Source organism: Huaxiibacter chinensis, assembly GCF_022171985.1.
In the GTDB taxonomy this organism is placed as follows: Bacteria; Pseudomonadota; Gammaproteobacteria; order Enterobacterales; family Enterobacteriaceae; genus Enterobacter; species Enterobacter chinensis_A.
The window spans coordinates 1,185,731-1,209,242 of the sequence record NZ_JAJVHF010000001.1; the positions used below are offsets into that span (position 1 = coordinate 1,185,731).

Consider the following 23,512-nt stretch of genomic DNA (forward strand, 5'->3'; position numbering starts at 1 on the left):
AACATATTCCTGGTTTGTCATAAAAGTTTCACCCGCGAGCGATAAAACCCTTCCTGTTTTTCACGGGGTAATAAGCCGAATCTTATTGCTCAGCGAATATTAGCGCGTTTTAAAAAACATCAGGATTGAAAATGAAAAAGAGTACTCTGGCATTAGTGGTAATGAGCGTTGTGGCTTCAGCATCTGTACACGCAGCAGAAGTTTTTAATAAGAACGGCAATAAACTTGACGTGTATGGCAAAGTAAAAGCAATGCACTACATCAGTGATGATGACGCTAAAGATGGCGACCAGACTTACGTCCGTTTCGGCTTCAAAGGTGAAACTCAAATTAACGATCAGCTGACCGGTTATGGTCGTTGGGAAGCTGAGTTTTCCGGTAACAAAGCAGAGAGCGATGCCACGCAGAAAACCCGTCTGGCTTTTGCGGGTATTAAGCTGAAAGACTTTGGTTCATTAGACTACGGTCGTAACCTGGGCGCGCTGTACGATGTGGAAGCCTGGACCGATATGTTCCCTGAATTTGGCGGTGACTCCTCAGGGCAGACAGATAACTTCATGACCAAGCGTTCAAGCGGCCTGGCGACCTATCGCAACACCGACTTCTTCGGTGCGATTGATGGTCTGGACATGACGTTGCAGTATCAGGGTAAAAACGAAAACCGTGACGCGAAAAAACAGAACGGCGACGGTTTCGGCACCTCTTTGACCTATGATTTTGGCGGCAGCGATTTCGCGATCAGCGGCGCGTATACCAACTCCGATCGTACTAACGCGCAGAACCTGCTGGCACGCGGTGAAGGCGAGAAAGCCGAGGCCTGGGCAGCGGGTCTGAAATATGACGCGAACGATATTTACCTGGCGACAATGTATTCTGAAACGCGCAATATGACGCCAATTTCAGGCGGTTTTGCCAATAAATCACAAAACTTCGAAGTCGTGGCACAATATCAATTTGACTTTGGTCTGCGTCCGTCTCTGGGATATGTCCAGTCTAAAGGCAAGGATATTGAAGGCATTGGTGATGAAGATCTGGTGAAATATATTGATGTGGGTGCAACCTACTATTTCAACAAAAATATGTCTGCATTTGTTGATTACAGAATTAACCAGATTGATGACGACAATAAATTAGGCGTGAGCAGCGACGATATCGTGGCGCTGGGGATGACCTACCAGTTCTGATGAGTGTTCAATAAAAAAGCCTGGCACATTTGCCAGGCTTTTTTTTTGCCGGGTGGCCACTTCGCCTGACCCGGATGACATAACCGCACGTGACTGCTGGCCCGGTACACTCAGATCACCAGGCCATAATCAAAACCTACGCCGTCAGTTTTACCGCTTCGCTGGAGAAGTTATCTGCAGGTTCAAACTTCAGCTCCAGGCTCGCCAAAAGCTGGCGCGCCTTGTCGTGAAACTCTTTCAGCGTGTGCTCCAGACGATCGATCACTTCCTGATCTTTGATACTGGTTTCTTGCCAGTTGCCGTCTTTGTTAAAAAGACCAAAGTGATAGCGATAGGTAAAGCGCTTCTCTTCTGCTTCCATTTCCATCCACCAGCCCCAAAACTCACGTTTTTCGGGTGCAGGCTTCACGTTGACGCAAACAGCCAGGCAATCGAAAAAAAAGCGATTCTCTTCACACTGCTCTTCCCGGATGTACGGGCCAAGCGCCATGAACTTCTTGATCATTCTACTTTTCGGGTGTCCACTCGGTAACGTCATTGCGATCTCCTTTTGTGAAGCCACAGTTGTACCAAACCAACAGAATTTATCAATCTCTTAACTAAATCTCTTATCAATCCAGCGCGCAATCTCTATCAGCGCTTTGTCAAAGTTCTGATACACAGGACTGAACGGAACCTCAAGCAGCTTGCCTTCGGAAGATGACGAGGTGATTAAACGCGACTCCTCTTCCGGGCTGAAAGGATCGTTTTTCCAGAAACCCGACAGCATAGGCGTAGGGCAACGACGCCCAAGAAGTCCCTGCGTTTTTAATGAATAGCGATTGAGTTCCACACGCAGGGCTTCATCAGAGGCGTCATGCATCCCCAGACGGCTGGCCAGCACGTCGAGATACATTTCAGGTACGTTTGCCTGGCGTTGCGGATCGCTAAGCAGCGCATGTACTACCGGTCCCAGACAGGCCACCGCCTTCAGACGTGAGGATTCCAGATAGGCCAGACGAACCGCGACGTTGGCCCCAAAACGAAAACCAAACGCGGCGACGCGGGTATGATCCACCCAGGGAATGTTTTCGAGTGCTTTAAGCGCATGCTGGTGCAGGATGCTGGAGTCCTGCGTCAGCTTCCACTTCGAGGAGAAACCAATAGAGGGCATGTCCAGCGTTAACATGGCGATCCCTTTTGGCGCGAAATAGCGCTCAAACAGGCTGAAATAGTCAATCTGCAGGGAATCCAGACCACCGCACATCAGCACCGTCGGGAACGGGCCCTCGCCTTTTGGCATATGCAGGAAGCCGGTCACCGGCGCCCCGCCAGGGATGGCAAACTCAATTTCACGCATGTTGCAGGCCAAACGCTGAGCGGCCTCTTCATAGGCCCGGTTTGCCAGCGCCTGCGCCTGTTCGGCCAGGTCGTCGCCCTTCAGGTGCGGGTAGGCGGCGATGCTGTAAAGATTGGCGGCATGAAGCCAGTGTTTGCCGCTCAGCGCAGCATCCTCTTCCTGGCTGGCTTTTTGCTGCCAAATCATCGCCTGTGAGGCCCACTCATAGATCCAGTTGCCACCGCGATAACCCACGACGGTATCGTACAGATCGCCGTCCGTACGGTCGGCATCGCTCATGACGATGCGCGCCTGCACATCCAGAATTTCGCGAGGGTCGATGCCTCGCCAGATCCACATCAGGCGGTTAATCATGCGATACCAGTGCGGGACGTTTTTGCCGTCCAGCGTCGACTGCACGGAAGGTTGAACGCCTGGGTTGAAGCGACGCACCAGCGTCGACGTTTCGGGGTGTTTGAAACGGGGTTTGAACAGGGTTTCGCTAAGATTCGCCTGGGTCATTGCGCGTTGCCTCCATGAATACGTGACATAGAAGCCATTGTAACGCGCCAGGCGCTAAAAAGAACAACGCCCGGCATAACCGGGCGTTAAAAATAATTTCGTAACGGAATTAACGGCCTGAGATTGGCGGTACAAAGACCACGCCCATATCCCACGGTTGCTCAATCCAGGTATCCTGCGGGATATCAATCACATAATCGTCTACCAGCGGTTTGCCCGCAGGTTTAGCGAAAATGGTGACAAAATGCGCGCGTGGATACATTTCGCGAATGGCAACGGCAGTGCCACCGGTATCAACCAGATCGTCAATCACGATGAAGCCTTCGCCATCGCCTTCAGCGCGTTTCAGCACGGTCAGCTCACGCTGGTTATCGTGGTCGTAGCTGGAGATGCAAACGGTATCGACATGACGAATACCCAGCTCACGTGCCAGCAGTGCTCCCGGTACCAGACCGCCACGGCTTACGGCGATAATGCCTTTCCACTGCTCGGATGGCATCAGGCGTGCGGCCAGTTTGCGTGCGTGAATCTGCAACATGTCCCAGGTGACGACGTATTTTTCGCTCATGTGAAGTGTCCCAGCCTGTTTTTATACGGCTTAAAAAGTGTTCGAGGGGGAAATAGGTTGCGCGAGATTATAGAGATCTGACGCACTAAAAACCAGTGTTTAGCGGTGCGCGCCGGAGTTTTTACTTGCTTTATGCTAGCGGCAGGCAGAGAAAGTGGTATTCTCAACCTCATCTCGCAAGCCCGACTTGTGGTGACTATTAACCTGCTAACCCTGTGACCTGCAAGCCTGTTTGCTGCGTCATGACAAGGAGACTTATCGTGTCTGAACTGTCTCAATTATCTCCACAGCCGCTGTGGGATATTTTTGCCAAAATTTGTTCCATTCCGCATCCGTCCTATCATGAAGAACAGCTTGCCGAACATATTATGGGCTGGGCGAAGGAAAAAGGCCTGCACGCCGAGCGCGATCAGGTGGGCAACATTCTGATTCGCAAAGCGGCCACCGCCGGTATGGAAAACCGTAAACCGGTTGTACTGCAGGCGCACCTGGACATGGTTCCGCAGAAAAATAACGACACCGTGCACGACTTCACCAAAGATCCGATTCAGCCTTACATCGACGGCGAGTGGGTGAAGGCACGTGGTACGACTCTGGGCGCAGATAACGGCATCGGTATGGCTTCTGCGCTGGCCGTGCTGGCTGATGACCGCGTTGAGCATGGTCCACTGGAAGTGCTGCTGACCATGACCGAAGAAGCCGGTATGGACGGCGCGTTTGGTCTGCAGGCTAACTGGCTGCAGGCGGACATCCTGATCAACACCGACTCAGAAGAAGAAGGCGAGATCTACATGGGTTGCGCGGGCGGGATTGATTTCATCTCCACCCTGCCCCTGTCCCGTGAAGCGATCCCTGCCGGTTTCCAGACCTTTAAGCTGACGCTCAAGGGCCTGAAAGGCGGCCACTCCGGTGGTGATATCCACCTGGGCCTGGGCAATGCCAACAAACTGCTGGCGCGCTTCCTGGCAGGCCATGCGGCTGAGCTGGATCTGCGTCTGGTCGATTTCAACGGCGGTACGCTGCGTAACGCAATCCCACGCGAAGCCTTCGCCACCGTCGCGGTGCCTGCTGCGAAAGCGGACGAGCTGAAAAAGCTCTCCAGCGTTTATCTGGATATCCTGAAAAACGAGCTGGAAGCAAAAGAGAAAAACCTGAACGTCGTGCTGGAATCCGTCACAACGGATAAAGCAGCGCTGACGGCCACGTCTCGTGACAGCTTCGTTCAGTTGCTCAACGCCACGCCGAACGGTGTGATCCGCAACTCTGACGTGGCGAAAGGCGTGGTTGAAACCTCACTGAACGTCGGCGTAGTGACCATGACGGACGACAGCGCAGAAATCATCTGCCTGATTCGTTCTCTGATCGACAGCGGCAAAGAGTACGTGGTGAGCATGCTGGAGTCGCTGGGTAAACTGGCTGGCGCGAAAACGTCTGCTAAGGGTAGCTATCCAGGCTGGCAGCCGGATGCAAGCTCTCCGGTGATGGCGCTGGTGCGTGAAACCTATCAGCGTCTGTTTAACAGCACGCCAAATATCCAGGTGATCCACGCGGGTCTGGAATGTGGTCTGTTCAAAAAGCCGTACCCGGATATGGATATGGTCTCTATTGGGCCAACCATTACTGGCCCACACTCTCCGGATGAGCAGGTGCATATCGAAAGCGTGGGCCATTACTGGACCCTGCTGACCGAACTGCTGAAAGCGATTCCGGCGAAGTAATGCCTCTGCTGCCCGGTTTAACGGGGCGGCAAATAATACGCCTGGGCTCACGCCCGGGCTTTTTTATAGCCCAAGGACCAGCTGCCGTTCCAGCTGCGGGTCCAGCAGCGTAACGTGCAAGCCCACCAGCCTAACCCCGCGACCGCCACGCCGTTCTTCCCAGGCTTTCCTGGCCGTGGCAATCAGATCGTCTTTGCTCAGACGCGGCCAGACGTGCTCCTGAGTCGTTTGCTGAAAATCGTTGAATTTGAGTTTTACCCCCTGCCGTGCAATGAGCAGATCCGGTTTGACCTTTGCCAGCCGACGTTCCAGCTCCGGGTAAAGTTGTTCCACGATGATCGTCTCGCAATCGGACCATTCATGAATATCTTCTGCCAGGGTGCGTTCCACGCCAACCGATTTGCGCAAGCGCTCGCTGTTTACGTCACGCTCATCTATGCCCTGGCTGCGCTCCCATAACACGCGACCAAACTTGCCAAAGCGCTTGAGAAGCATAGCCAAATCGCTTTTCTGCACATCTTCGCAGGTGCGTAACCCCATACTTTCTAGCTTTGCCGCAGAGACTTTTCCGACGCCGGGAATTTTGCTGAGCGGCAGTGTTTTCAGAAAAGCGGGTACCTCGTCCGGGGTGATGACGTATTGACCATTGGGTTTGTTGAGGTCGGAGGCGATTTTAGCGAGGAATTTCACAGGGGCGATCCCCGCGGAGGCCGTCAGCTGAAGCTCATTGAAAATCGTCTGGCGGATCTCCTGGGCCATCAGCGTGGCGGAGCCGTGGCAGTGCAGGCTGTCCGTCACGTCAAGATAGGCTTCGTCCAGCGACAGAGGTTCAATTAACGAGGTGTAGCGCGAAAAGATATCGCGAATGCCGGCAGAGGCTTCTTTATACGCATCAAAGCGGCCGGGCAACAGCGTAAGATGAGGGCAGAGTTTAAGCGCCATTGCGGTGGGCATGGCGCTGCGCACGCCAAATTTACGCGCCGGATAATTGGCCGTGCTGATTACGCCGCGTTTGACGCGACTGCCGCCGATGGCAATGGGGATATCCCGCAATGCAGGATTATCCCGCATCTCCACGGCAGCAAAAAAGCAGTCCATATCGACATGGATTATTTTGCGCATCGTAAGCCCTCACTCATCACTGGATAAGTATACAGTAAGCCAATAAGAGTTGTGAATGAATTAGATGACGCGCAGAAATTCCTTTATTAAGAAAAACTATTTTGTAAACTCACCGGATCGCTATTGCGAAAATCTATAGCGGTGCTAATGTGAGCGCTCCTAATCCAGATAATTCTGATTTCGGGTCTCTTTTGCCGTCCTGGCAAGTTGGTTTTAGCTTTATCAAGGAACTTGTAGTATGCGTAAAATCGCATTGTTCATTGCGATGCTTCTGATACCGTGCGTTTCGTTTGCGGGGCTGCTCAGCAGCAACAGTTCAACAACGCCTGTCAGCAAAGAATATAAACAGCAGTTAATGGGATCGCCGGTTTATATTCAGATCTTCAAGGAAGAGCGCACTCTCGATCTGTATGTCAAGATGGGCGAAACCTATCAACTGCTTGATAGCTACAAGATTTGTAACTATTCCGGCGGTCTGGGTCCAAAACAGCGTCAGGGCGATTTTAAAAGTCCGGAAGGATTTTACGACGTTCAGCGCAACCAGCTAAAGCCGGACAGCCGCTTCTATAAAGCGATCAATATCGGATTCCCGAACGCCTATGACCGTGCACACGGTTACGACGGAAAGTATCTGATGATCCACGGTGCCTGCGTCTCCGTTGGGTGCTATGCCATGACCGACAGCGGTATCGATGAGATCTTCCAGTTTGTGACCGGTGCCCTGGTCTTTGGCCAGACGAGCGTGCAGGTCAGCATCTATCCGTTCCGTATGACCGATGCCAACATGGCGCGCCACAAGTCATCTTACTTTGCCGATTTCTGGAAGCAGTTAAAACCGGGCTACGATTACTTCGAGCAGACCCGCAAACCGCCGGTGGTCTCAGTGGTTGACGGGCGTTACGTGGTCAGCAAACCGCTGAGCCATGAAGTGGTCCACCCGCAGCTGGCGTCAAACTACGCGCTCCCCGAGGCAAAATAGCGCCCACTCGCCTGGCATAATCTTTTGCCAGCTTTCATTGCCGGTAAGCGGCTGAGTGGCTATGACCGTGACCACATCGTTAAGCGTGGTCTCGGTCTGAAAATCAATTTCCACATCCTGATCCAGCAGTTTTGCCACGCCAAAAGGTGCCCGACGGGTGATCCAGTAAAGATTGGTTGAACAGAACGCCATCACGTAGCGCCCATCCGACAGCAGCATGTTAAACACGCCCTTCTCACGCAGTTCACTCGCCAGTGACGCAATGTATTTGAAGACCGCCGCCATGTTCCCCGGCGTGCGCGGATAACGCTCCGTCAGTTTGTGCAGGAGCCAGCAGAACGCCTTTTCACTGTCGGTCTCGCCGACCGGGCGAAAATTCCCCGTTACCAGCGATTTATAGCCCGTTAGCTGTCCGTTGTGCGCGTAAGTCCAGTTGCGTCCCCACAGTTCACGTGTAAACGGATGGGTGTTTTCCAGCGCCACTTCCCCGCGATTCGCCTGACGGATATGCGCAATGACGGAGCAGGACTTGATAGGATATTCCTGTACCAGTCTGGCAATGGGGGAGTTAAAGCTGGGTTGGGGATCTTTGAACGTGCGGCAGCCTTTTCCCTCATAGAAGGTAATACCCCAGCCGTCTTTATGCGGCCCGGTTCCTCCACCGCGCTGCACAAGCCCGGTGAAACTAAAGCAGATATCGGTTGGCACATTGGCGCTCATCCCGAGCAATTCGCACATACATCACCTCCACAACAGCGGGGGCAATCATGCCCCCAGCGAAGTCTTACTTAACCATCTCTTTTTCAATCAGCTGGATCAGGATGTGAATTACTTTAATGTGAATTTCCTGTACGCGGTCGGCATAACCAAAATGCGGCACGCGGATTTCGATATCTGCTGAACCCGCCATTTTGCCGCCATCTTTACCTGTCAGGGTGATCACTTTCATCCCTTTTTCACGCGCCGCTTCAATGGCTTTGATCACGTTAGCGGAGTTGCCGGACGTGGAGATACCCAGCAGAACGTCGCCTTCACGGCCTACCGCTTCTACGTAGCGAGAGAAAATATGGTCATACCCAAAATCGTTACCCACGCAGGAGATGTGGCTGACGTCAGAGATCGCAATGGCCGGATAGCCCGGACGGTTTTCGCGATAACGCCCGGTCAGCTCTTCCGCAAAGTGCATCGCATCGCAATGTGAGCCACCGTTACCGCAGGAGAGCACTTTGCCGCCCGCTTTAAAGCTGTCTGCCAGCAGAACGGCCGCGCGCTGAATCGCATGAATATTGGCTTCATCTTTCAGAAAGTTAGCGAGCGTTTCCGCAGCTTCGTTCAGTTCGTTACGAATAAGATCCTGGTACATGAGGATAATCCTTCAGTATTGATGAAATAACACTGCGAGTGTAACGGATAGCGATAAAAGCGAGAAGCTAAAGCCATGCCAAACCATCGCTGTTTTGATGATTCGTGCCTGGTCAGACCTGAACAATGTGAACCAGGTTGTAATTATTTTGTGAACGCATTGCTAAAAGAAATAACATCCACTACAACCATATCATCACAAGTGGTCAGACCTCCTACAAGACAGGGAGCTTTTCTTTATGATGATTTTGAGCATTCTCGCAACTGTTGTTCTGCTCGGTGTGTTGTTCTATCACCGCGTAGGGTTACTTCTGAGTAGCCTGATTTTACTGGCCTGGACCGCGGCGCTGGGTCTGGCTGGCGTGTGGAATATTTGGGTCGTGCTGCCGCTGACGATCGTCCTGCTGCCGCTTAATCTGCCCGCGATGCGTAAGTCGATGATCTCTGCACCGGTGTTTAAGGGCTTCCGTAAGGTAATGCCGCCTATGTCGCGTACCGAGAAAGAAGCGATTGATGCCGGCACCACCTGGTGGGAAGGCGATCTGTTCCAGGGCAACCCGGACTGGAAAAAACTGCACAATTACCCACAGCCGCGCTTAACGGCAGAAGAACAAGCCTTTATAGATGGCCCGGTTGAAGAAGCCTGCCGCATGGCAAATGACTTTGCCATCACCCATGAAATGGCCGATTTGCCGCCAGAGCTGTGGGCGTATCTGAAAGAGCACCGCTTCTTTGCGATGATCATTAAGAAAGAGTACGGCGGGCTGGAGTTTTCTGCTTATGCTCAGGCACGCGTGCTGCAAAAACTGGCGGGCGTGTCCGGCATCCTGGCGATTACCGTTGGCGTACCGAACTCATTAGGCCCTGGCGAGCTGTTGCAGCATTACGGTACCGAAGAGCAGAAAGATCATTACCTGCCGCGCCTGGCTCGCGGTCAGGAGATCCCGTGCTTCGCTCTCACCAGCCCGGAAGCGGGTTCTGATGCCGGCGCTATCCCGGATATCGGTGTGGTTTGCATGGGCGACTGGCAGGGTCAACAGGTGCTGGGTATGCGCCTGACCTGGAACAAACGCTATATCACCCTGGCCCCTATCGCGACCGTGCTGGGTCTGGCGTTTAAGCTGTCTGACCCGGAAAAACTGCTGGGGGGTGAAGTGGACCTGGGCATTACCTGTGCGCTGATCCCAACCTCAACGCCGGGTGTGGAGATTGGACGTCGTCACTTCCCGCTGAACGTGCCCTTCCAGAACGGTCCAACGCGTGGTGAAGATATCTTCGTACCGATTGATTACATCATCGGCGGCCCAAGCATGGCAGGTCAGGGCTGGCGTATGCTGGTGGAATGTCTGTCTGTCGGTCGCGGCATTACGCTGCCGTCTAACTCGACCGGCAGCCTGAAAACGGTTGCGATGGGGATTGGAGCTTACGCGCAAATCCGCCGTCAGTTCAAAATCTCTATTGGTAAAATGGAAGGGATTGAAGAGCCGCTGGCGCGTATTGCCGGTAATGCCTACGTGATGGATGCCGCGGCATCATTGATTACCTACGGCATTATGCTGGGTGAAAAACCGGCCGTGCTGTCTGCTATCGTGAAGTTCCATTGTACCCACCGCGCTCAGCAATCCATCATCGATGCGATGGATATCGCGGGCGGTAAAGGCATTATGCTCGGCGAAAGCAACTTCCTGGCGCGTGGATATCAGGGCGCACCGATTGCCATCACCGTTGAAGGGGCCAACATTCTGACCCGCAGCATGATGATCTTTGGGCAGGGGGCGATTCGTTGCCATCCGTATGTGCTTGAAGAGATGGCCGCAGCCCAGAATAACGATGTGGATGCGTTCGATAAATTGCTCTTTAAACACATTGGTCACGTGGGGAGCAACGAAGTACGCAGCTTCTGGCTGGGCCTGACGCGCGGGCTCACCAGCGCGACGCCAACCAGTGATGCAACGAAGCGTTATTACCAGCATTTAAATCGTCTGAGCGCCAACCTTGCTCTGCTGTCTGATGTCTCGATGGCGGTGCTGGGCGGTAGCCTGAAACGTCGCGAACGTATCTCCGCGCGTCTGGGCGATGTGTTAAGCCAGGTGTTCCTCGCCTCGGCGGTGTTGAAACGCTATGACGATGAAGGGCGTCACGAAGCTGACCTGCCGCTGGTGCACTGGGGCGTTCAGGATGCCCTGTATAAAGCAGAGCAGGCCATTGACGATCTGTTGGCTAACTTCCCGAATCGTATTGTGGCCGGCGCGCTGCGCGTGGTGATCTTCCCGACGGGCCGTCACTATCTGGCACCGTCCGATAAGCTGGATCATAAGGTCGCGAAAATTTTGCAGATCCCAAGCGCGACGCGTTCCCGTATCGGTCGTGGACAGTACCTGACGCCAAGCGCCCATAACCCGGTGGGTCTGCTGGAAGAAGCGCTGCGTGATGTCATGGCTGCCGATCCGATTCACCAGAAGATTTGTAAACAGCTGGGTAAAAACCTGCCGTTCACCCGTCTGAATGAACTCGCTGAACAGGCGCTGGCACAGGGCACCATCGATGCGCACGAAGCCGCCATTCTGGTGAAGGCAGAAGAGAGCCGCCTGCGCAGTATCAACGTGGATGACTTTGAGCATGACGCGCTGGCGACACAGCCGGTAAAGCTCGAAGAGAAAGTTCGCAAGCCTGAAGCGGCCTGACGCGTTTCGCTTCCTGAAAACCCCGCCTCGTGCGGGGTTTTTTATTGCCACATTTTCTGTTTGCCGCGTGCTACAGTGTAAAAATGCTGTTCAACGAGGAGTCTGAATTGTGCCTGGCTTGAAGATAACCCTAGTGCAACAACCGCTGGTGTGGATGGATGGTCCGGCCAACCTGCGCCATTTCGACCGTCAGCTCGAAGAGATTACCGGTCGCGATGTGATTGTTTTGCCTGAAATGTTTACCACAGGCTTTGCGATGGAAGCCGCTAAGCAGTCGTTACCCCAGGAAGAGGTCGTCGCGTGGATGCATGCCAGGGCGCAACAAACCAATGCGTTGATTGCCGGCAGCGCCGCGTTACAAACCGATCGCGGTGCGGTGAACCGTTTTTTGCTGGTTGAACCTGACGGCAGCGTCCATTTTTACGACAAACGCCATCTCTTCCGCATGGCCGATGAGCATCATCACTACGAAGCGGGCAATAAGAGGGTGGTGTTTGAATGGCGCGGCTGGCGCATTCTGCCGCTGGTCTGCTACGACCTGCGCTTCCCGGTCTGGTCGCGCAATCGCGACGATTACGATTTGGCTCTATACGTGGCCAACTGGCCTGCGCCGCGCTCGCTGCACTGGCAGGCGCTTTTGACGGCACGGGCGATTGAAAACCAGGCGTATGTTGTGGGCTGTAACCGCGTCGGCACCGACGGCAACGGGCACCACTATCGCGGCGACAGTCGCGTGGTGAACCCGCAGGGCGAAGTAATCGCTACCGCCGAGCCGCATCAGGCTACGCGCATTGACGCTGAATTATCACTGACGGCGTTGAAGGAGTATCGCGAGAAGTTTCCGGCGTGGCAGGATGCGGATCCGTTTAGCATTAAATAACGCTTATGCTTACCCCGCCCTCTCCACCGGGAGAGGGCGGGTCAGCCGTTAACTCACTAACGCCTGTCCATCTTTGCGGCTCTCTGTCGCAGCAACGTAGTGACCTTCCGGCATACGATAGATCACCTGCGCACCACCAAAGTTATAATCCTGAAGCGGGTCTTCCACTACGATCTGATGTCCGCGATCGCGCAATCCGGCAATGACATTGCGATCGAAGGTGGATTCAACAATTACCTCCCTGCCCTGCACCACGCGCCAGCGCGGCGCATCAATCGCCGCCTGCGGGTTTTGTCCGTGCATCATGATGCGCAGCGCCATTTGCATGTGCCCCTGCGCCTGCATCGGACCGCCCATGACGCCGAACGACATCAGCGGCTTGCCGTTGCCGTCCATCGCAAAGCCTGGAATGATGGTATGGAAAGGCCGTTTACTGCCCGCCAGCGCGTTTGGATGTTTGGGATCGAGCACAAAACCGCAGCCGCGATTTTGCAGGCTGATCCCCGTTTCGGGTACCACGACGCCAGAGCCAAAGCCCATAAAGTTCGACTGAATAAAGGAGATCATCATTCCGCTGGCATCCGCCGCAGAGAGATAAACCGTACCGCTCTGCACAGGCGAACCATAGGTGAAATCAGAGGCTTTATGCGGGTCGATCAGCGCGGCACGGGATTTCAGGTAACGATCGCTGAGCAGCTCCTTCGCGGCGAACTCCATGTGTGATTCATCCGCTACATAACGATCCAGATCCGCCAGCGCCAGCTTCATCGCCTCGATCGACAGATGCAGAGACTGCACCGAGTCGGGATCGTAGCGACCAATATCACACTGCTCCAGGATCCCCAGCGCGATGAGCGTGGCGATGCCTTGCCCGTTCGGCGGCAGTTCCTGAACGGATCCCCCCGCGAAATCACGCGACAGCAGTTCTACCCAGTCGACCTGATGGTTCGCCAAATCCTCGGCGGTTAAATGCGCGCCGTGCTCTTTGGCAAAGGCGGCAATTTTCGCGGCCAGCTCACCCCGATAGAACGCTTCACCGTTGGTTTTCGCAATCAGTTCCAGGGAGTCCGCCTGCGCTGGATTGCGGAAGATCTCTCCGATACGCGGCGCGCGGCCTTCCGGCGCGAAGCAGGCGCTAAAGCCGGGCTGGTCTTTAAGTTTGTTGTATCCCCGCTCCCATAAGTGGCCAATCAGCGGCGACACCGGGAAACCGTTACGCGCATACTCAATGGCCGGTTGAGCCAGCGTGGTCAGCGGCAACGTTCCAAAACGCTCGGCTAGCGCCACCCAACCCGATACCGCGCCAGGCACGGTTACCGCGTCCCAGCCCAGTTCAGGCACGGCCGTTTTACCGGCATACAGATCCGCGTGCCAGCTGGCAGGCGAGCGGCCGGACGCGTTCAGTCCGTGCAGTTTTTCGCCATCCCAGACAATGGCAAAGGCATCACTGCCGATACCACAGCCCGTCGGCTCCACCACGGTAAGCGCCATGGCCGTTGCAATGGCGGCATCCACGGCGTTCCCCCCCAGCTGCAACATGCGCATCCCGGCCTGCGCCGCCAGCGGCTGCGAGGTAGCGACCGCGTTGTGCCCCATCATGGGCGGACGTCTTGAATCGTAACCCGTTTTAAAATCCAGCGCTTTGGTCATCATGACTCCTTAGTCGTGGCGCGGGTCGAGCGCATCGCGCAGCCCGTCGCCGAGTAAATTAAAGCCCTGCACCGCCAGGAAAATCGCGACGCCCGGGAAAACAGACATCCACGGAGCCTGTTCCAGAAAACCTTTTGCCGTGTTCAGCATCGACCCCCAGGATGGGTTCGGAGGTTGCTGCCCCAGCCCAAGAAACGAGAGGCTCGCTTCGGCAATAATCGCAGAAGCAATCGCCAGCGTGGCCTGCACCAGAATGGGCGACATTACGTTAGGCAGGACATATTTCACGATGATCCAGCGGTCCGGCAGGCCGATGGCCCGCGCACCGTCGATATACTCTTCGTTTCGAATAGCGATCACCTGACCGCGCGTCAGACGCGCAAAGATCGGCATTGCCGACAGGCCAATCGCGATCATCGCATTCGTCAGGCTTGGGCCTAAGAATGCCCCCAGAGCAATCGCCATAATCAGGAAAGGGCACGCCAGCAGCGCTTCGATAAAGCGGGAGATGACGCCATCCCAGATCCCCTGAAAATAGCCCGCCACCAGCCCCAGCGGCACGCCAATAACCACGGCGATCACCACGGAGATGCAGCCGGCCATCAGCGACGTTCGCGCCCCCCAGACAATACGCGAAAGGATATCGCGCCCCAGTTCGTCGGTGCCAAACCAGAAGAGTTCGGATGGGGGCTTACGCACGGCAAGGAAATTCGCTTTTACCGGATCGAATGGCGCAATCCAGGGGGCAAGCAGGGCAATCAGCACAAAGATGCCCACCACCACTGCGCCTGTGACCGCGCTTTTGTTCGCGAGAAACTTTTTCAGCACCCGGTTTTGCGTACGCGGTAACGTAGCGGCCGTGTTTTGAGTCGCCAGTTCAGCCATGATTAACCTCGCATTTTCGGATTGATGAGCACGTACAGAACGTCTGCTAACAGGTTCAGCAGCAGGAAGCCAATCGCCACAATCAGCACCACGCCCTGGACAACCGCGTAGTCCCGGTTGAAGACGGAATCAACAATCATCTTGCCAAATCCCGGAATGGTGAAGACCTGCTCGGTCAAAACGGCCCCGCCCAGCAGTTCGCCAAACAGCAGCGTGGTAAGCGTAATCACCGGCACCAGCGCGTTGCGAAACGCATGCTTGAGGATCACCGCCTTAGGCAACAGCCCTTTTGCCCGCGCAGTGCGGATGTAGTCGGCTTTCAGCACCGCAATCATTGACGCCCGGGTATGGCGCATCAGCGTGGCGGCAAGGCCCGTGCCCAGGACACAAGCTGGCAGCAGCAAGGTACGCAGGTTTTGCAGCGGATCTTCGCTGAAGGGCACATAACCCGACGCAGGCAGCCATTGCAGATTGACCGAGAACACCAGGATCAACAGGATCCCCAGCCAGAAATGGGGAATGGAGATCCCCGAGATCGCCACAAAGTTTGCCCCGTGATCGACCCAGGTGTTTTTGTTCACCGCTGCGAGGATCCCCATGCCGATACCGAACACCAGCGCGATGATCATCGCCAGCAGGGAAAGCTCCATCGTGACCGGCAGCTTGCTGGCGATCAGCTGCGTGACCGGTTCATGGGTGCGTAAGGAGACGCCAAGATCGCCCTGTAATGCCCGGGTGAGCCAGTCGAAATACTGTACCGGCAGCGGCGCATCCAGGTTCAGCTCTGCACGAAGTTGGGCTATCACCGCCGGATCGCGCTCCTCCCCTGCCATGGCAATCAGCGGATCGCCGGGCAGCAATTTTTGCAGCCCGAAGACCATCATGCTCACCAGCAGCAGAGTAGGGATGGCCAGCAGCAGGCGTTTGCAAATCAGTTCCAGCATGGTTTCTCCTCACACCTTCTGTTACTTAGCCAGCGTTAAGCCCGCTACGCGCACGATGCCATCCGGATAAGGTTTAAAGCCTTTCACGCTCTTGTTCAGGCCGAAGATACGCGGCTCAAAATAGAGATAGGCAATTGGCATATCGGTTTGCAGCTGGTTAACGACCTTGTTGTACAGCGGCTGGCGTACTGCCGGATCGGTGCTGAGGCGGGCCTGGGTCAGCCATTCATCGACCTGTGGGTTGCTGTAGCGTCCGTCGTTGAGGTTGCCTTTACTGTTGATAAAGCCATAAATGCTGCCATCCGGATCCGGACGCCCTGACCAGCCGGAGAAGCTCAGCTGGTAATCACCGCTTTGCTGGCGATCGAGCAAGGTCGCGAACTCTGTCATTTGCAGATTCAGGTTGAAGCCCGCTTCGGCGACCATCGCCTGCAATACCTGGCCCACCTGCTGGGAAATGGGGTTATTAGGCACCAGCAGATTGACGTTGAGCGGCGCGTTAACACCGGCGGTTTTCAGCAGTGCTTTCGCCTTTTCGACGTCGCGGGCAGGCACCGGTGATTTCACGTGATAGGGGCTCACGGGCGAAAACGCCTGATTAGCTGGCGTATAGAGCCCTTCAAAGACCACCTGGTTCAGCGCATCGCGGTCGATAGCCAGCGAGAATGCTTCACGCACGCGGGCATCTTTAAAGGGATCGTTAGCAGGCACTTTGCCGTTATTAATATTGAAGGTAATCCCCTGATAGCCGAGACCGGTCACCTTCGCTAAGGAAAGCTTGCTGTCTGCTTCGACGGTTTTCACATCGCTTGCGGCCACGCCTTCCGTCAGGTCCAGATCGCCAGCTCGCAGGTTGGCCAGACGGACTGACGCATCCGGGATGGGCAGATAGATAATTTTGTCGAAGTGGTAAGCGCCTTTATTCCAGTAGTTATCGAAACGGGTCAGAACGATGCGATCCTGAGACACGCGGCTGTCGAATTTATACGGCCCGGAACAGACAGGATGCGCGGCAAAGTCGGGCTTTTTCGCCGCCTCTGGCGCCATCATCGCCCCGGCACGGTCGGTGAGCTGCATCAGCAGCGCGGCATCGGGGGTTTTAAGATGGAGGACAATCTGCGTGGGGCTTTTCACTTCCACCGATTCGATAGAGGAGATCTCACTTTTGCGCAGCGACCCTTTCAGGGTTAGCGCCCGGTCGAGGTTATATTTTGCCGCCTCGGCGTCGAATTTTTCCCCGTCGTGGAAGGTGACTCCCTCGCGCAGGTTCATCGTCAGGGTTTTGCCTTCATCGCTCCACGCCCAGTCTTTCGCCAGGCCGGGCACCACCTTCAGATTTTCATCAACATCCACCAGCCTGTCACACAGCGAGGCAAACACGAAGCGACCATAGTAGGTGCGCGCCAGATGGGGATCGAGCATATCCGGGTCCGCGCCCAGGCCAATTCGCAGGACGCTTTCAGCGTGCGCAGGTACCGCCGCGCCCAACAACATAACACTTCCCAGTACGGTCAAAAGAGAATTACGCATTGTCATTATCGTGAGTTCCTTGCAGGAAGAGATGAGAGAGTTGCCGCATGTTCGAACAGCGCACGGCGGCGCAGAAATGCAGCAGAAGGTGGGGCAATCTGTATCACGCTGCGGTCGCGGTTGATCTCCTGCCAGCGATGGCAGGCGACCTGGCGTCCTCCTTCGAGAACCTGATCGATAGGTTCTACCTGGCGGCATTCATCCGTGACGTAGGGGCATCGGGTATGAAAACGACACCCCGAAGGCGGGTTGGCCGGATTCGGCAGGTCGCCCTGAAGTAATGGGGTATCACGCTCAACGCCCGGTTGCATCTGCGGGGCAGAGGCGATCAGCGCCTGCGTATAAGGGTGGAGCGGCGCGTCGAAAATTTCGTCAACGGTCGCCAGCTCAACAATCTGACCGAGATACATGACCGCCACGCGGTCGCTCATATGGCGAATTACCGCCAGACCGTGGGCCACAATCACCATGGTCAGTCCGAGCTGATGCTTCAGGCTTTCCAGCAGATTGACCACCTGCGCCTGCACGGACACATCCAGGGCAGAGACCGGTTCATCACCCAGCAGCAGTTTAGGCCCGGAGGCCAGCGCGCGGGCGATACCGATTCGCTGACGTTGTCCTCCTGAGAACTCGTGCGGATAGCGCCCGGCCCAGGCTGCGGGCAGACCGACCGTTTTAAGCAATTCCGCCACGCGGAACTGGCGATCCGCTTTTTTCATGTTCTGGTGAAGCCACAGCGGCTCACCGACGATTTGTTCCACCGTCATACGCGGATTCAGCGAGGCGAAGGGATCCTGAAAAATGATTTGCAGCTCGCGGCGCAGCTGGTTCAGGCGCGAACCGGAAGCATGAGTGATCTCTTCGCCCTGATAGAAGACGCGGCCCTCGGTGGCGGCCAGCAGGCGCAACAGAAGGCGTCCGAGCGTGGATTTGCCGGAACCTGACTCACCCACAATGGCCAGCGTTTCGCCTGGCATAACCGAGAGCGAGACTCTGTCGACGGCAGTGACAACACGCGACGGCGCGAAAAGCTTTTTCGGACCAGGGAAGTGTTTACTCAGATCGCGGGCTTCGAGAATGGGTGTGGTCATGCGATTTCTCCCAGCGCAATGTGTTGCTCAAGCGGTACACGGAAGCAGGCCACCTGATGACCGGGCCCCTGAGTCTGTAAAAGCGGTTTCTCTTCATGGCAGCGTAACTGCGCGAAGGGGCAGCGCGTGGCGAACCGACACCCTTTTGGCATCGACTCGGGTAAGGGAACCGATCCTGGAATGGTGGAAAGCTGGCCTTTACGGGCGCCCAGGGAGGGAATCGATCCCATCAGCCCGATCGTGTAAGGATGTTGCGGATCGGCAAAAATAGCTTCCACGCTTCCCTGCTCGACGACCTGACCGGCGTACATCACTGCAACCTGCTGCGCGACTTCTGCCACCACGCCCAGATCGTGGGTAATCATCAATACTGCGGTGCCGGTTTCTGCTTTCAGGGTGTTGAGCAGGGTCAGGATTTGTGCCTGAATGGTGACATCCAGGGCCGTTGTGGGTTCATCGGCGATAAGCAGTCGCGGGTGGTTGATCAGCGCCATCGCAATCATTACGCGCTGGCGCATCCCGCCGGAAAGCTGATGCGGATAGGCTTTGAGGCGCATTTCTGGCGCAGGTATCTGGACCTTTTCCAGTATCTGCAACGCCACAGCCATCGCCTCTGCCTGGGACATTTTCTGATGACGGATGACCGCTTCGCTGAGTTGATCGCCCAGGGTAAAAGCCGGATTGAGGGATGTCATCGGCTCCTGAAAGATCATCGCCAGTTCGCTGCCGCGCAGATCGGCATACTCTCGCGGCGAGAGTTTACGCAGATTGTGGCGGCGAAAGTGCATTTCGCCGCTGACAATTTGCGCGCTGGCGGGCAGTAACCCCATCAAAGCCAGCGACGTGATGCTTTTACCGCAGCCGGACTCTCCCACCAGCGCCAGCGTTTCGCCTGAGTTTACGGTCAGGGAGATGCCGTCGAGAACGCTAACCGGCGACCCGGCAAATTTCACATTAAGATCGTGCAGGCGAAGGACCGGCGCGGCCTCCTTAAAAGGGATCGTCGTCATAACAGGGAATCATCCTCAAGGTTAACGGCCTGAATCAGAGCGTTTTGCAGGCTTAACAGGTGATCGCGCATCGCGGCAGCGGCTTCATTGGGCTGACGATTGACTATCGCCGTCATGATGCTGTCGTGGTGATGGTTGTAGTGATCGACACGCTCTGGCGTGCGCGCCAGTTCGCGTAAGTGCTGCCATGCGGGGTCGCGCCTGACGGCGTCAATGGCATCAAATAGCCCCAGCATAAGCCGATTACCTGCCGCTTCAGCGATGGCGCGGTGAAAGGCGCTGTCCCACAGTTCGTTGAGATCGCGGTCATCCGGGCTGACCTTATTGATGCGTTCCAGCATGCGCTGCATCAGCGCGAGGTTTTCCCTGGTGGCACGCAGTGCCGCAAGTCGGGCTAAGCCGGGTTCGAGCTGCAGACGAGCTTCCATGACTTCAAGCAAATTGGTTTGTTGCACCAGCCCCTGAAGCGCCAGCGGTTCAACAGGCGCGGCCGGACCGATAAAGGTACCCTTCCCCTGCTTGCGCCAGATGCGCCCTTCTTCCTCCAGCACGTCCAGCGCACGACGAATTTCACGCCGTCCTACGCCGAGTTTTTCCGATAGCTCACGCTCGGTGGGCAACGGACTGCCTGGTGTTGACTCGTGCTGGTGGATGAGCCCGCGCAACTGCTCTAACGCGGTGCTGGAATTTGCCAGAAACCGTGACGTCTTATCCATATTGGTTCGCCTGCTTTCATCATTACTTTATTTTTATTAACAATAAGTTATTGATATAGATGGATACCTATTGCCCTAATGATTAAGCAATTCCTGAACCAATATGTAATTGGTTCAGGAGTTTTCTGGAATTTGATGGATAAGTGGATGATAAAAAGAGATTTATTTTTTAAAGAAGTGTTACAAATTGATTAAAGATGAAGAGGAATAAGAGACCGGGTTGCACATTTTAAGTGCAGAAGGCGCACCAAAAACGCACAATTGTTAACGAATTGCACTATTTTAATTAACACGATGTTAACCAAAGGTAATGGCAGGGATGAAATGACAAAAGCCTGAATCATTGCTGATTCAGGCTTTCTAATGTGGCGGAACGGACGGGACTCGAACCCGCGACCCCCTGCGTGACAGGCAGGTATTCTAACCGACTGAACTACCGCTCCGCTGTGTTCCCTTGGGAACGAAGCGAATATTACGGATACCCTTCGATCCCGTCAACGCTTTTTCTTCACTTTTGAATCGTTTGCTGCAAAAAACGCCGACACGGCGAATTTCTCTCCGTAACGGCAGCATTATGCCCGCCAGAGGCAGCTTCCACCTTTCTTCTGAACCAAATCCAGACGCGATTCGTGATTGAGTAACTCTTCATCGCTGGCTAAAACAACTTTTAATCGGCTGGCCTGACGTACTACGCGTTGAATGCCAGCATCGCCCTGCTTCTGTTGCGTGTCGCCTTCCATGCTAAACGCCATCGAAGTTTGACCACCCGTCATGGTCAGATAGACATCGGCCAGGATTTGGGCATCGAGTAACGCGCCGTGAAGCGTACGCTTGGTGTTATCGATTTCGTAACGTGAGCAAAGCGCATCCAGGCTGTTACGCTTGCCAGGGAACATCTTCCTTGCCAGCGCCAGACTGTCCGTCACTTTACAGAAAGTGTTGGTTTTAGGAATACCGCGGTTGAGTTTACTGAACTCGTAATCCATAAAGCCGATATCAAACGAAGCGTTATGGATGACCAGCTCAGCCCCGCGGATGTAATCCATAAATTCATCTGCGACCTCGGCGAAGGTCGGCTTATCTAACAGGAACTCATCCGCAATACCGTGGACGCCGAAGGCTTCGGGATCCACCAGCCGATCGGGCTTGAGATAGACGTGAAAGTTATTGCCCGTAAGACGACGGTTTATCACCTCGACGGCACCGATCTCAATAATCTTATGCCCTTCGTAGTGTGCGCCGATCTGATTCATACCCGTTGTTTCGGTATCGAGTACGATCTGTCGTGTAATTGCAGTGCTCATATCGGTCATTTATGTCAGACTTGTCGATTATTTATCGTTTCAAATACAGGAAGTCTACCAGAGATGCGTAAACAGGTAGAAATTTTCACCGATGGATCTTGCCTCGGAAATCCAGGCCCTGGCGGCTATGGCGCAATTTTACGTTACGGCCAGCATGAAAAAACCTTTAACGAAGGCTACCACCTGACAACCAATAACCGCATGGAGTTAATGGCGGCTATCGTGGCGCTGGAAGCGCTGAAAGAAGATTGTGAGGTGGTGCTTAGCACCGACAGCCAGTATGTCCGTCAGGGCATCACCCAGTGGATCCATAACTGGAAAAAACGCGGCTGGAAAACGGCGGATAAAAAGCCGGTCAAAAATGTCGATTTGTGGAAGCGCCTTGATGCGGCATTAAGCCATCACCAGATAAAATGGGAGTGGGTTAAAGGCCACGCAGGCCATCCTGAGAACGAACGCTGTGACGAGCTGGCGCGTGCCGCAGCGATGAACCCGGTCCATGAGGATGTGGGCTATAAGGTTCAGGCCGACTAAGGCTTGCGATACTGACGCGTCGCCCCTACCGGCTGGCGAATCGCGGCTTTTGATTTTTTTTGTTTCATGGGATTAAGCGTAAGAGGAATCGTCCGCTTACGCGCCACAATAACCTGCATGCATCCCAGCGCCGGAAAATGTGTACTGAGCAGTACACCGCCCTTGCGGGTCCAGGGGATCACCTGAAAACCGCTATAATACATCACTTCAAAATTAAGCAGTGAGAGCCAGTCGAGCTGTCGCGTCGAGGTGAACATGCGGCTGTTATACGGTGGCGAACGACGCAGTATGGGCACCAGCTTGCGTAACCCCATCAGGCTTATCGGATTAAAGCCGCTCAGGATCAGCCAGCCATCGTCAATCAGTACGCGGTCGGCTTCGCGCAGAAGACCGTGAGGATCGCTGCACCAGGGCAGCGTGTGGGCCAGTAAACAGGCATCGACGGATTTCTCCGCAAAGGGAAGATGCAACGGGTCAGCTTTAACCTGCGCATGCTGACCATTGAGCGAGACGTTAACCTGGTGTGAAATGGCACAGCTTTCGGTGGCAATCTCCGCGCTCAGATTGCCAATTTTAAGCAGATGAAAACCATACATTTTTGCCAGCCAGGGTTTAAGCTGTTGCTCCAGCGCCTCGCGATAATGTTCGCCCCAGGGCAATTCATTCCAATGGACAGGTGCTGCGACAGTCTGAGGTATCCTTGCCGGTTTCATCCAAACTCCCGCTACGTATGAAGAGGTAATTTATGAATCTTATCAGTATTCCAGCGTTTCAGGATAACTACATCTGGGTTTTAGTCGATGAGGCGCATCGCTGCATCATTGTCGATCCCGGAGATGCGAATCCGGTGTTGGACGCCATTGATGAAAACGGCTGGCAGCCCGAGGCGATTTTGCTGACGCATCACCATAACGATCATGTCGGCGGCGTTGCGACCCTCTGCGCAAAATATCCTCATCTTGTGGTCTATGGACCAAAAGAGACACAAGATAAGGGGGCGACCCACATAGTCGAAGACGGTGAGAATGTTCTCATACAGGGGTGGCATTTTTCTGTATTTGCTACACCTGGTCACACTTTGGGACATGTAAGTTACTTCAGTTCTCCTTATCTTTTCTGCGGGGACACAATGTTCTCCGGGGGTTGCGGACGATTGTTTGAGGGAACACCACTTCAGATGTATCAATCTTTCGAGAAAATTAATGCGCTTCCGGAAGAAACGTTAATTTGTTGTGCGCATGAATATACATTAGCAAATATGAAGTTTGCGGAAAGCATCCTTCCTGAGGATCCAGCGATTCAGGATTATTACCACAAAGTGAAGGAGTTACAGGTAAAAAAGCAAAATACACTGCCCGTTATTCTGAAAAATGAGCGTAAAATAAATTTATTCTTACGCACTAATGATATTGATTTAATAGATAAAATTAACCAAGAAACATCTTTGCAACAGCCTGAAGAGCGATTCGCATGGTTAAGGTCAAAGAAAGATAACTTCAGATAATTGCGGG

At 54.5% G+C, this 23,512-nt stretch carries 22 protein-coding genes and 1 tRNA gene; 7 read left to right on the forward strand and 16 right to left on the reverse strand.

The genetic code is table 11. From position 1 onward, the window contains the following. Positions 1-131: 131 nt before the first annotated feature. Complete coding sequence (phoE, locus tag LZP96_RS05685; protein ID WP_064324956.1) at positions 132-1,184, forward strand: phosphoporin PhoE; 1,053 nt, start codon at positions 132-134, stop codon at positions 1,182-1,184. 136 nt (positions 1,185-1,320) lie between these two features. Here phoE and crl read toward each other — a convergent pair whose 3' ends face one another. The 3 genes from crl to gpt all read right to left on the reverse strand — a co-directional run bounded on the left by crl (position 1,321) and on the right by gpt (position 3,592). Beyond that, entirely contained in the window at positions 1,321-1,722 is a 402-nt protein-coding gene (gene crl, locus LZP96_RS05690; RefSeq protein WP_064324955.1) for a sigma factor-binding protein Crl, read from the reverse strand. Positions 1,723-1,779: 57 nt separating this feature from the next. Continuing rightward, on the reverse strand, positions 1,780-3,024 hold the full coding sequence (gene frsA, locus LZP96_RS05695; RefSeq protein ID WP_064324954.1) for an esterase FrsA: 1,245 nt from the start codon (positions 3,022-3,024) through the stop codon (positions 1,780-1,782). Positions 3,025-3,133: 109 nt separating this feature from the next. Further along, positions 3,134-3,592, reverse strand: coding sequence for a xanthine phosphoribosyltransferase (gene gpt, locus LZP96_RS05700; RefSeq protein WP_064324953.1), 459 nt, complete (start codon positions 3,590-3,592; stop codon positions 3,134-3,136). A gap of 260 nt (positions 3,593-3,852) precedes the next feature. Between gpt and pepD the strand changes: the two genes are divergently transcribed. Further along, positions 3,853-5,310 (forward strand): cytosol nonspecific dipeptidase, encoded by a 1,458-nt coding sequence (gene pepD / locus LZP96_RS05705; protein WP_064324952.1) that lies wholly within the window; start codon positions 3,853-3,855, stop codon positions 5,308-5,310. 63 nt (positions 5,311-5,373) lie between these two features. On the opposite strand, the gene dinB is transcribed toward pepD, so the two are convergent. Then, positions 5,374-6,432: a DNA polymerase IV gene (dinB, locus tag LZP96_RS05710; protein WP_064324951.1), complete on the reverse strand. Its 1,059-nt coding sequence runs from the start codon at positions 6,430-6,432 to the stop codon at positions 5,374-5,376. A 238-nt stretch (positions 6,433-6,670) separates the two neighbouring features. Here dinB and dpaA point away from each other — a divergent pair, with 238 nt between their 5' ends. Beyond that, on the forward strand, positions 6,671-7,411 hold the full coding sequence (dpaA, locus tag LZP96_RS05715; protein WP_064324950.1) for a peptidoglycan meso-diaminopimelic acid protein amidase: 741 nt from the start codon (positions 6,671-6,673) through the stop codon (positions 7,409-7,411). Here dpaA and LZP96_RS05720 read toward each other — a convergent pair. Beyond that, complete coding sequence (locus LZP96_RS05720; RefSeq protein WP_064324949.1) at positions 7,382-8,149, reverse strand: class II glutamine amidotransferase; 768 nt, start codon at positions 8,147-8,149, stop codon at positions 7,382-7,384. The genes dpaA and LZP96_RS05720 overlap by 30 nt on opposite strands. 46 nt (positions 8,150-8,195) lie before the next feature. Then, positions 8,196-8,774: a D-sedoheptulose 7-phosphate isomerase gene (gene lpcA / locus LZP96_RS05725; RefSeq protein ID WP_039032082.1), complete on the reverse strand. Its 579-nt coding sequence runs from the start codon at positions 8,772-8,774 to the stop codon at positions 8,196-8,198. A gap of 238 nt (positions 8,775-9,012) precedes the next feature. Between lpcA and fadE the strand changes: the two genes are divergently transcribed. Together fadE and LZP96_RS05735 are read left to right on the forward strand one after the other, a co-directional pair. Continuing rightward, positions 9,013-11,457 carry an acyl-CoA dehydrogenase FadE gene (gene fadE / locus LZP96_RS05730; protein WP_064324948.1) on the forward strand — a complete coding sequence of 815 codons (2,445 nt, stop codon included), beginning with the start codon at positions 9,013-9,015 and terminating at the stop codon, positions 11,455-11,457. A 109-nt stretch (positions 11,458-11,566) separates the two neighbouring features. Next, the gene (locus LZP96_RS05735; protein ID WP_064324947.1) at positions 11,567-12,337 is read left to right on the forward strand and encodes an amidohydrolase; all 771 of its coding nucleotides are present in this window, start codon (positions 11,567-11,569) and stop codon (positions 12,335-12,337) included. Positions 12,338-12,385: 48 nt separating this feature from the next. Here LZP96_RS05735 and LZP96_RS05740 read toward each other — a convergent pair whose 3' ends face one another. The 9 genes from LZP96_RS05740 to dnaQ all read right to left on the reverse strand — a co-directional run bounded on the left by LZP96_RS05740 (position 12,386) and on the right by dnaQ (position 21,467). After that, the gene (locus tag LZP96_RS05740) at positions 12,386-13,987 is read right to left on the reverse strand and encodes a gamma-glutamyltransferase family protein (RefSeq protein ID WP_064324946.1); all 1,602 of its coding nucleotides are present in this window, start codon (positions 13,985-13,987) and stop codon (positions 12,386-12,388) included. Between the two features lie 9 nt (positions 13,988-13,996). Continuing rightward, complete coding sequence (locus LZP96_RS05745) at positions 13,997-14,872, reverse strand: ABC transporter permease (RefSeq protein WP_258925724.1); 876 nt, start codon at positions 14,870-14,872, stop codon at positions 13,997-13,999. A 2-nt stretch (positions 14,873-14,874) separates the two neighbouring features. Then, a complete protein-coding gene (locus tag LZP96_RS05750) occupies positions 14,875-15,816 on the reverse strand; it encodes an ABC transporter permease (protein WP_064324944.1) in 942 nt (313 codons plus the stop codon). A 21-nt stretch (positions 15,817-15,837) separates the two neighbouring features. Continuing rightward, positions 15,838-17,352: an ABC transporter substrate-binding protein gene (locus LZP96_RS05755; protein ID WP_198324752.1), complete on the reverse strand. Its 1,515-nt coding sequence runs from the start codon at positions 17,350-17,352 to the stop codon at positions 15,838-15,840. Next, positions 17,352-18,437, reverse strand: a complete 1,086-nt coding sequence (locus LZP96_RS05760; RefSeq protein ID WP_064324943.1) for an ABC transporter ATP-binding protein — start codon at positions 18,435-18,437, stop codon at positions 17,352-17,354. The genes LZP96_RS05755 and LZP96_RS05760 overlap by 1 nt, the downstream gene beginning before the upstream one ends. Then, positions 18,434-19,447 (reverse strand): ABC transporter ATP-binding protein, encoded by a 1,014-nt coding sequence (locus LZP96_RS05765; RefSeq protein WP_064324942.1) that lies wholly within the window; start codon positions 19,445-19,447, stop codon positions 18,434-18,436. Before LZP96_RS05765 ends, LZP96_RS05760 begins: the two co-directional genes overlap by 4 nt. Beyond that, on the reverse strand, positions 19,444-20,163 hold the full coding sequence (locus LZP96_RS05770; protein WP_064324941.1) for a FadR/GntR family transcriptional regulator: 720 nt from the start codon (positions 20,161-20,163) through the stop codon (positions 19,444-19,446). The genes LZP96_RS05765 and LZP96_RS05770 overlap by 4 nt, the downstream gene beginning before the upstream one ends. 366 nt (positions 20,164-20,529) lie before the next feature. Next, positions 20,530-20,606, reverse strand: a tRNA-Asp gene (locus LZP96_RS05775). A gap of 129 nt (positions 20,607-20,735) precedes the next feature. Then, positions 20,736-21,467: a DNA polymerase III subunit epsilon gene (gene dnaQ, locus LZP96_RS05780; RefSeq protein WP_064324940.1), complete on the reverse strand. Its 732-nt coding sequence runs from the start codon at positions 21,465-21,467 to the stop codon at positions 20,736-20,738. Positions 21,468-21,530: 63 nt separating this feature from the next. On the opposite strand from dnaQ, the gene rnhA reads away from it, so the two are divergent. Further along, on the forward strand, positions 21,531-22,001 hold the full coding sequence (gene rnhA / locus LZP96_RS05785; protein ID WP_064324939.1) for a ribonuclease HI: 471 nt from the start codon (positions 21,531-21,533) through the stop codon (positions 21,999-22,001). Here rnhA and LZP96_RS05790 read toward each other — a convergent pair. Beyond that, entirely contained in the window at positions 21,998-22,714 is a 717-nt protein-coding gene (locus LZP96_RS05790) for a class I SAM-dependent methyltransferase (RefSeq protein WP_064324938.1), read from the reverse strand. The genes rnhA and LZP96_RS05790 overlap by 4 nt on opposite strands. Positions 22,715-22,746: 32 nt before the next feature. Here LZP96_RS05790 and gloB point away from each other — a divergent pair, with 32 nt between their 5' ends. Beyond that, positions 22,747-23,505, forward strand: a complete 759-nt coding sequence (gene gloB, locus LZP96_RS05795; protein WP_064324937.1) for a hydroxyacylglutathione hydrolase — start codon at positions 22,747-22,749, stop codon at positions 23,503-23,505. Positions 23,506-23,512: the final 7 nt, after the last annotated feature.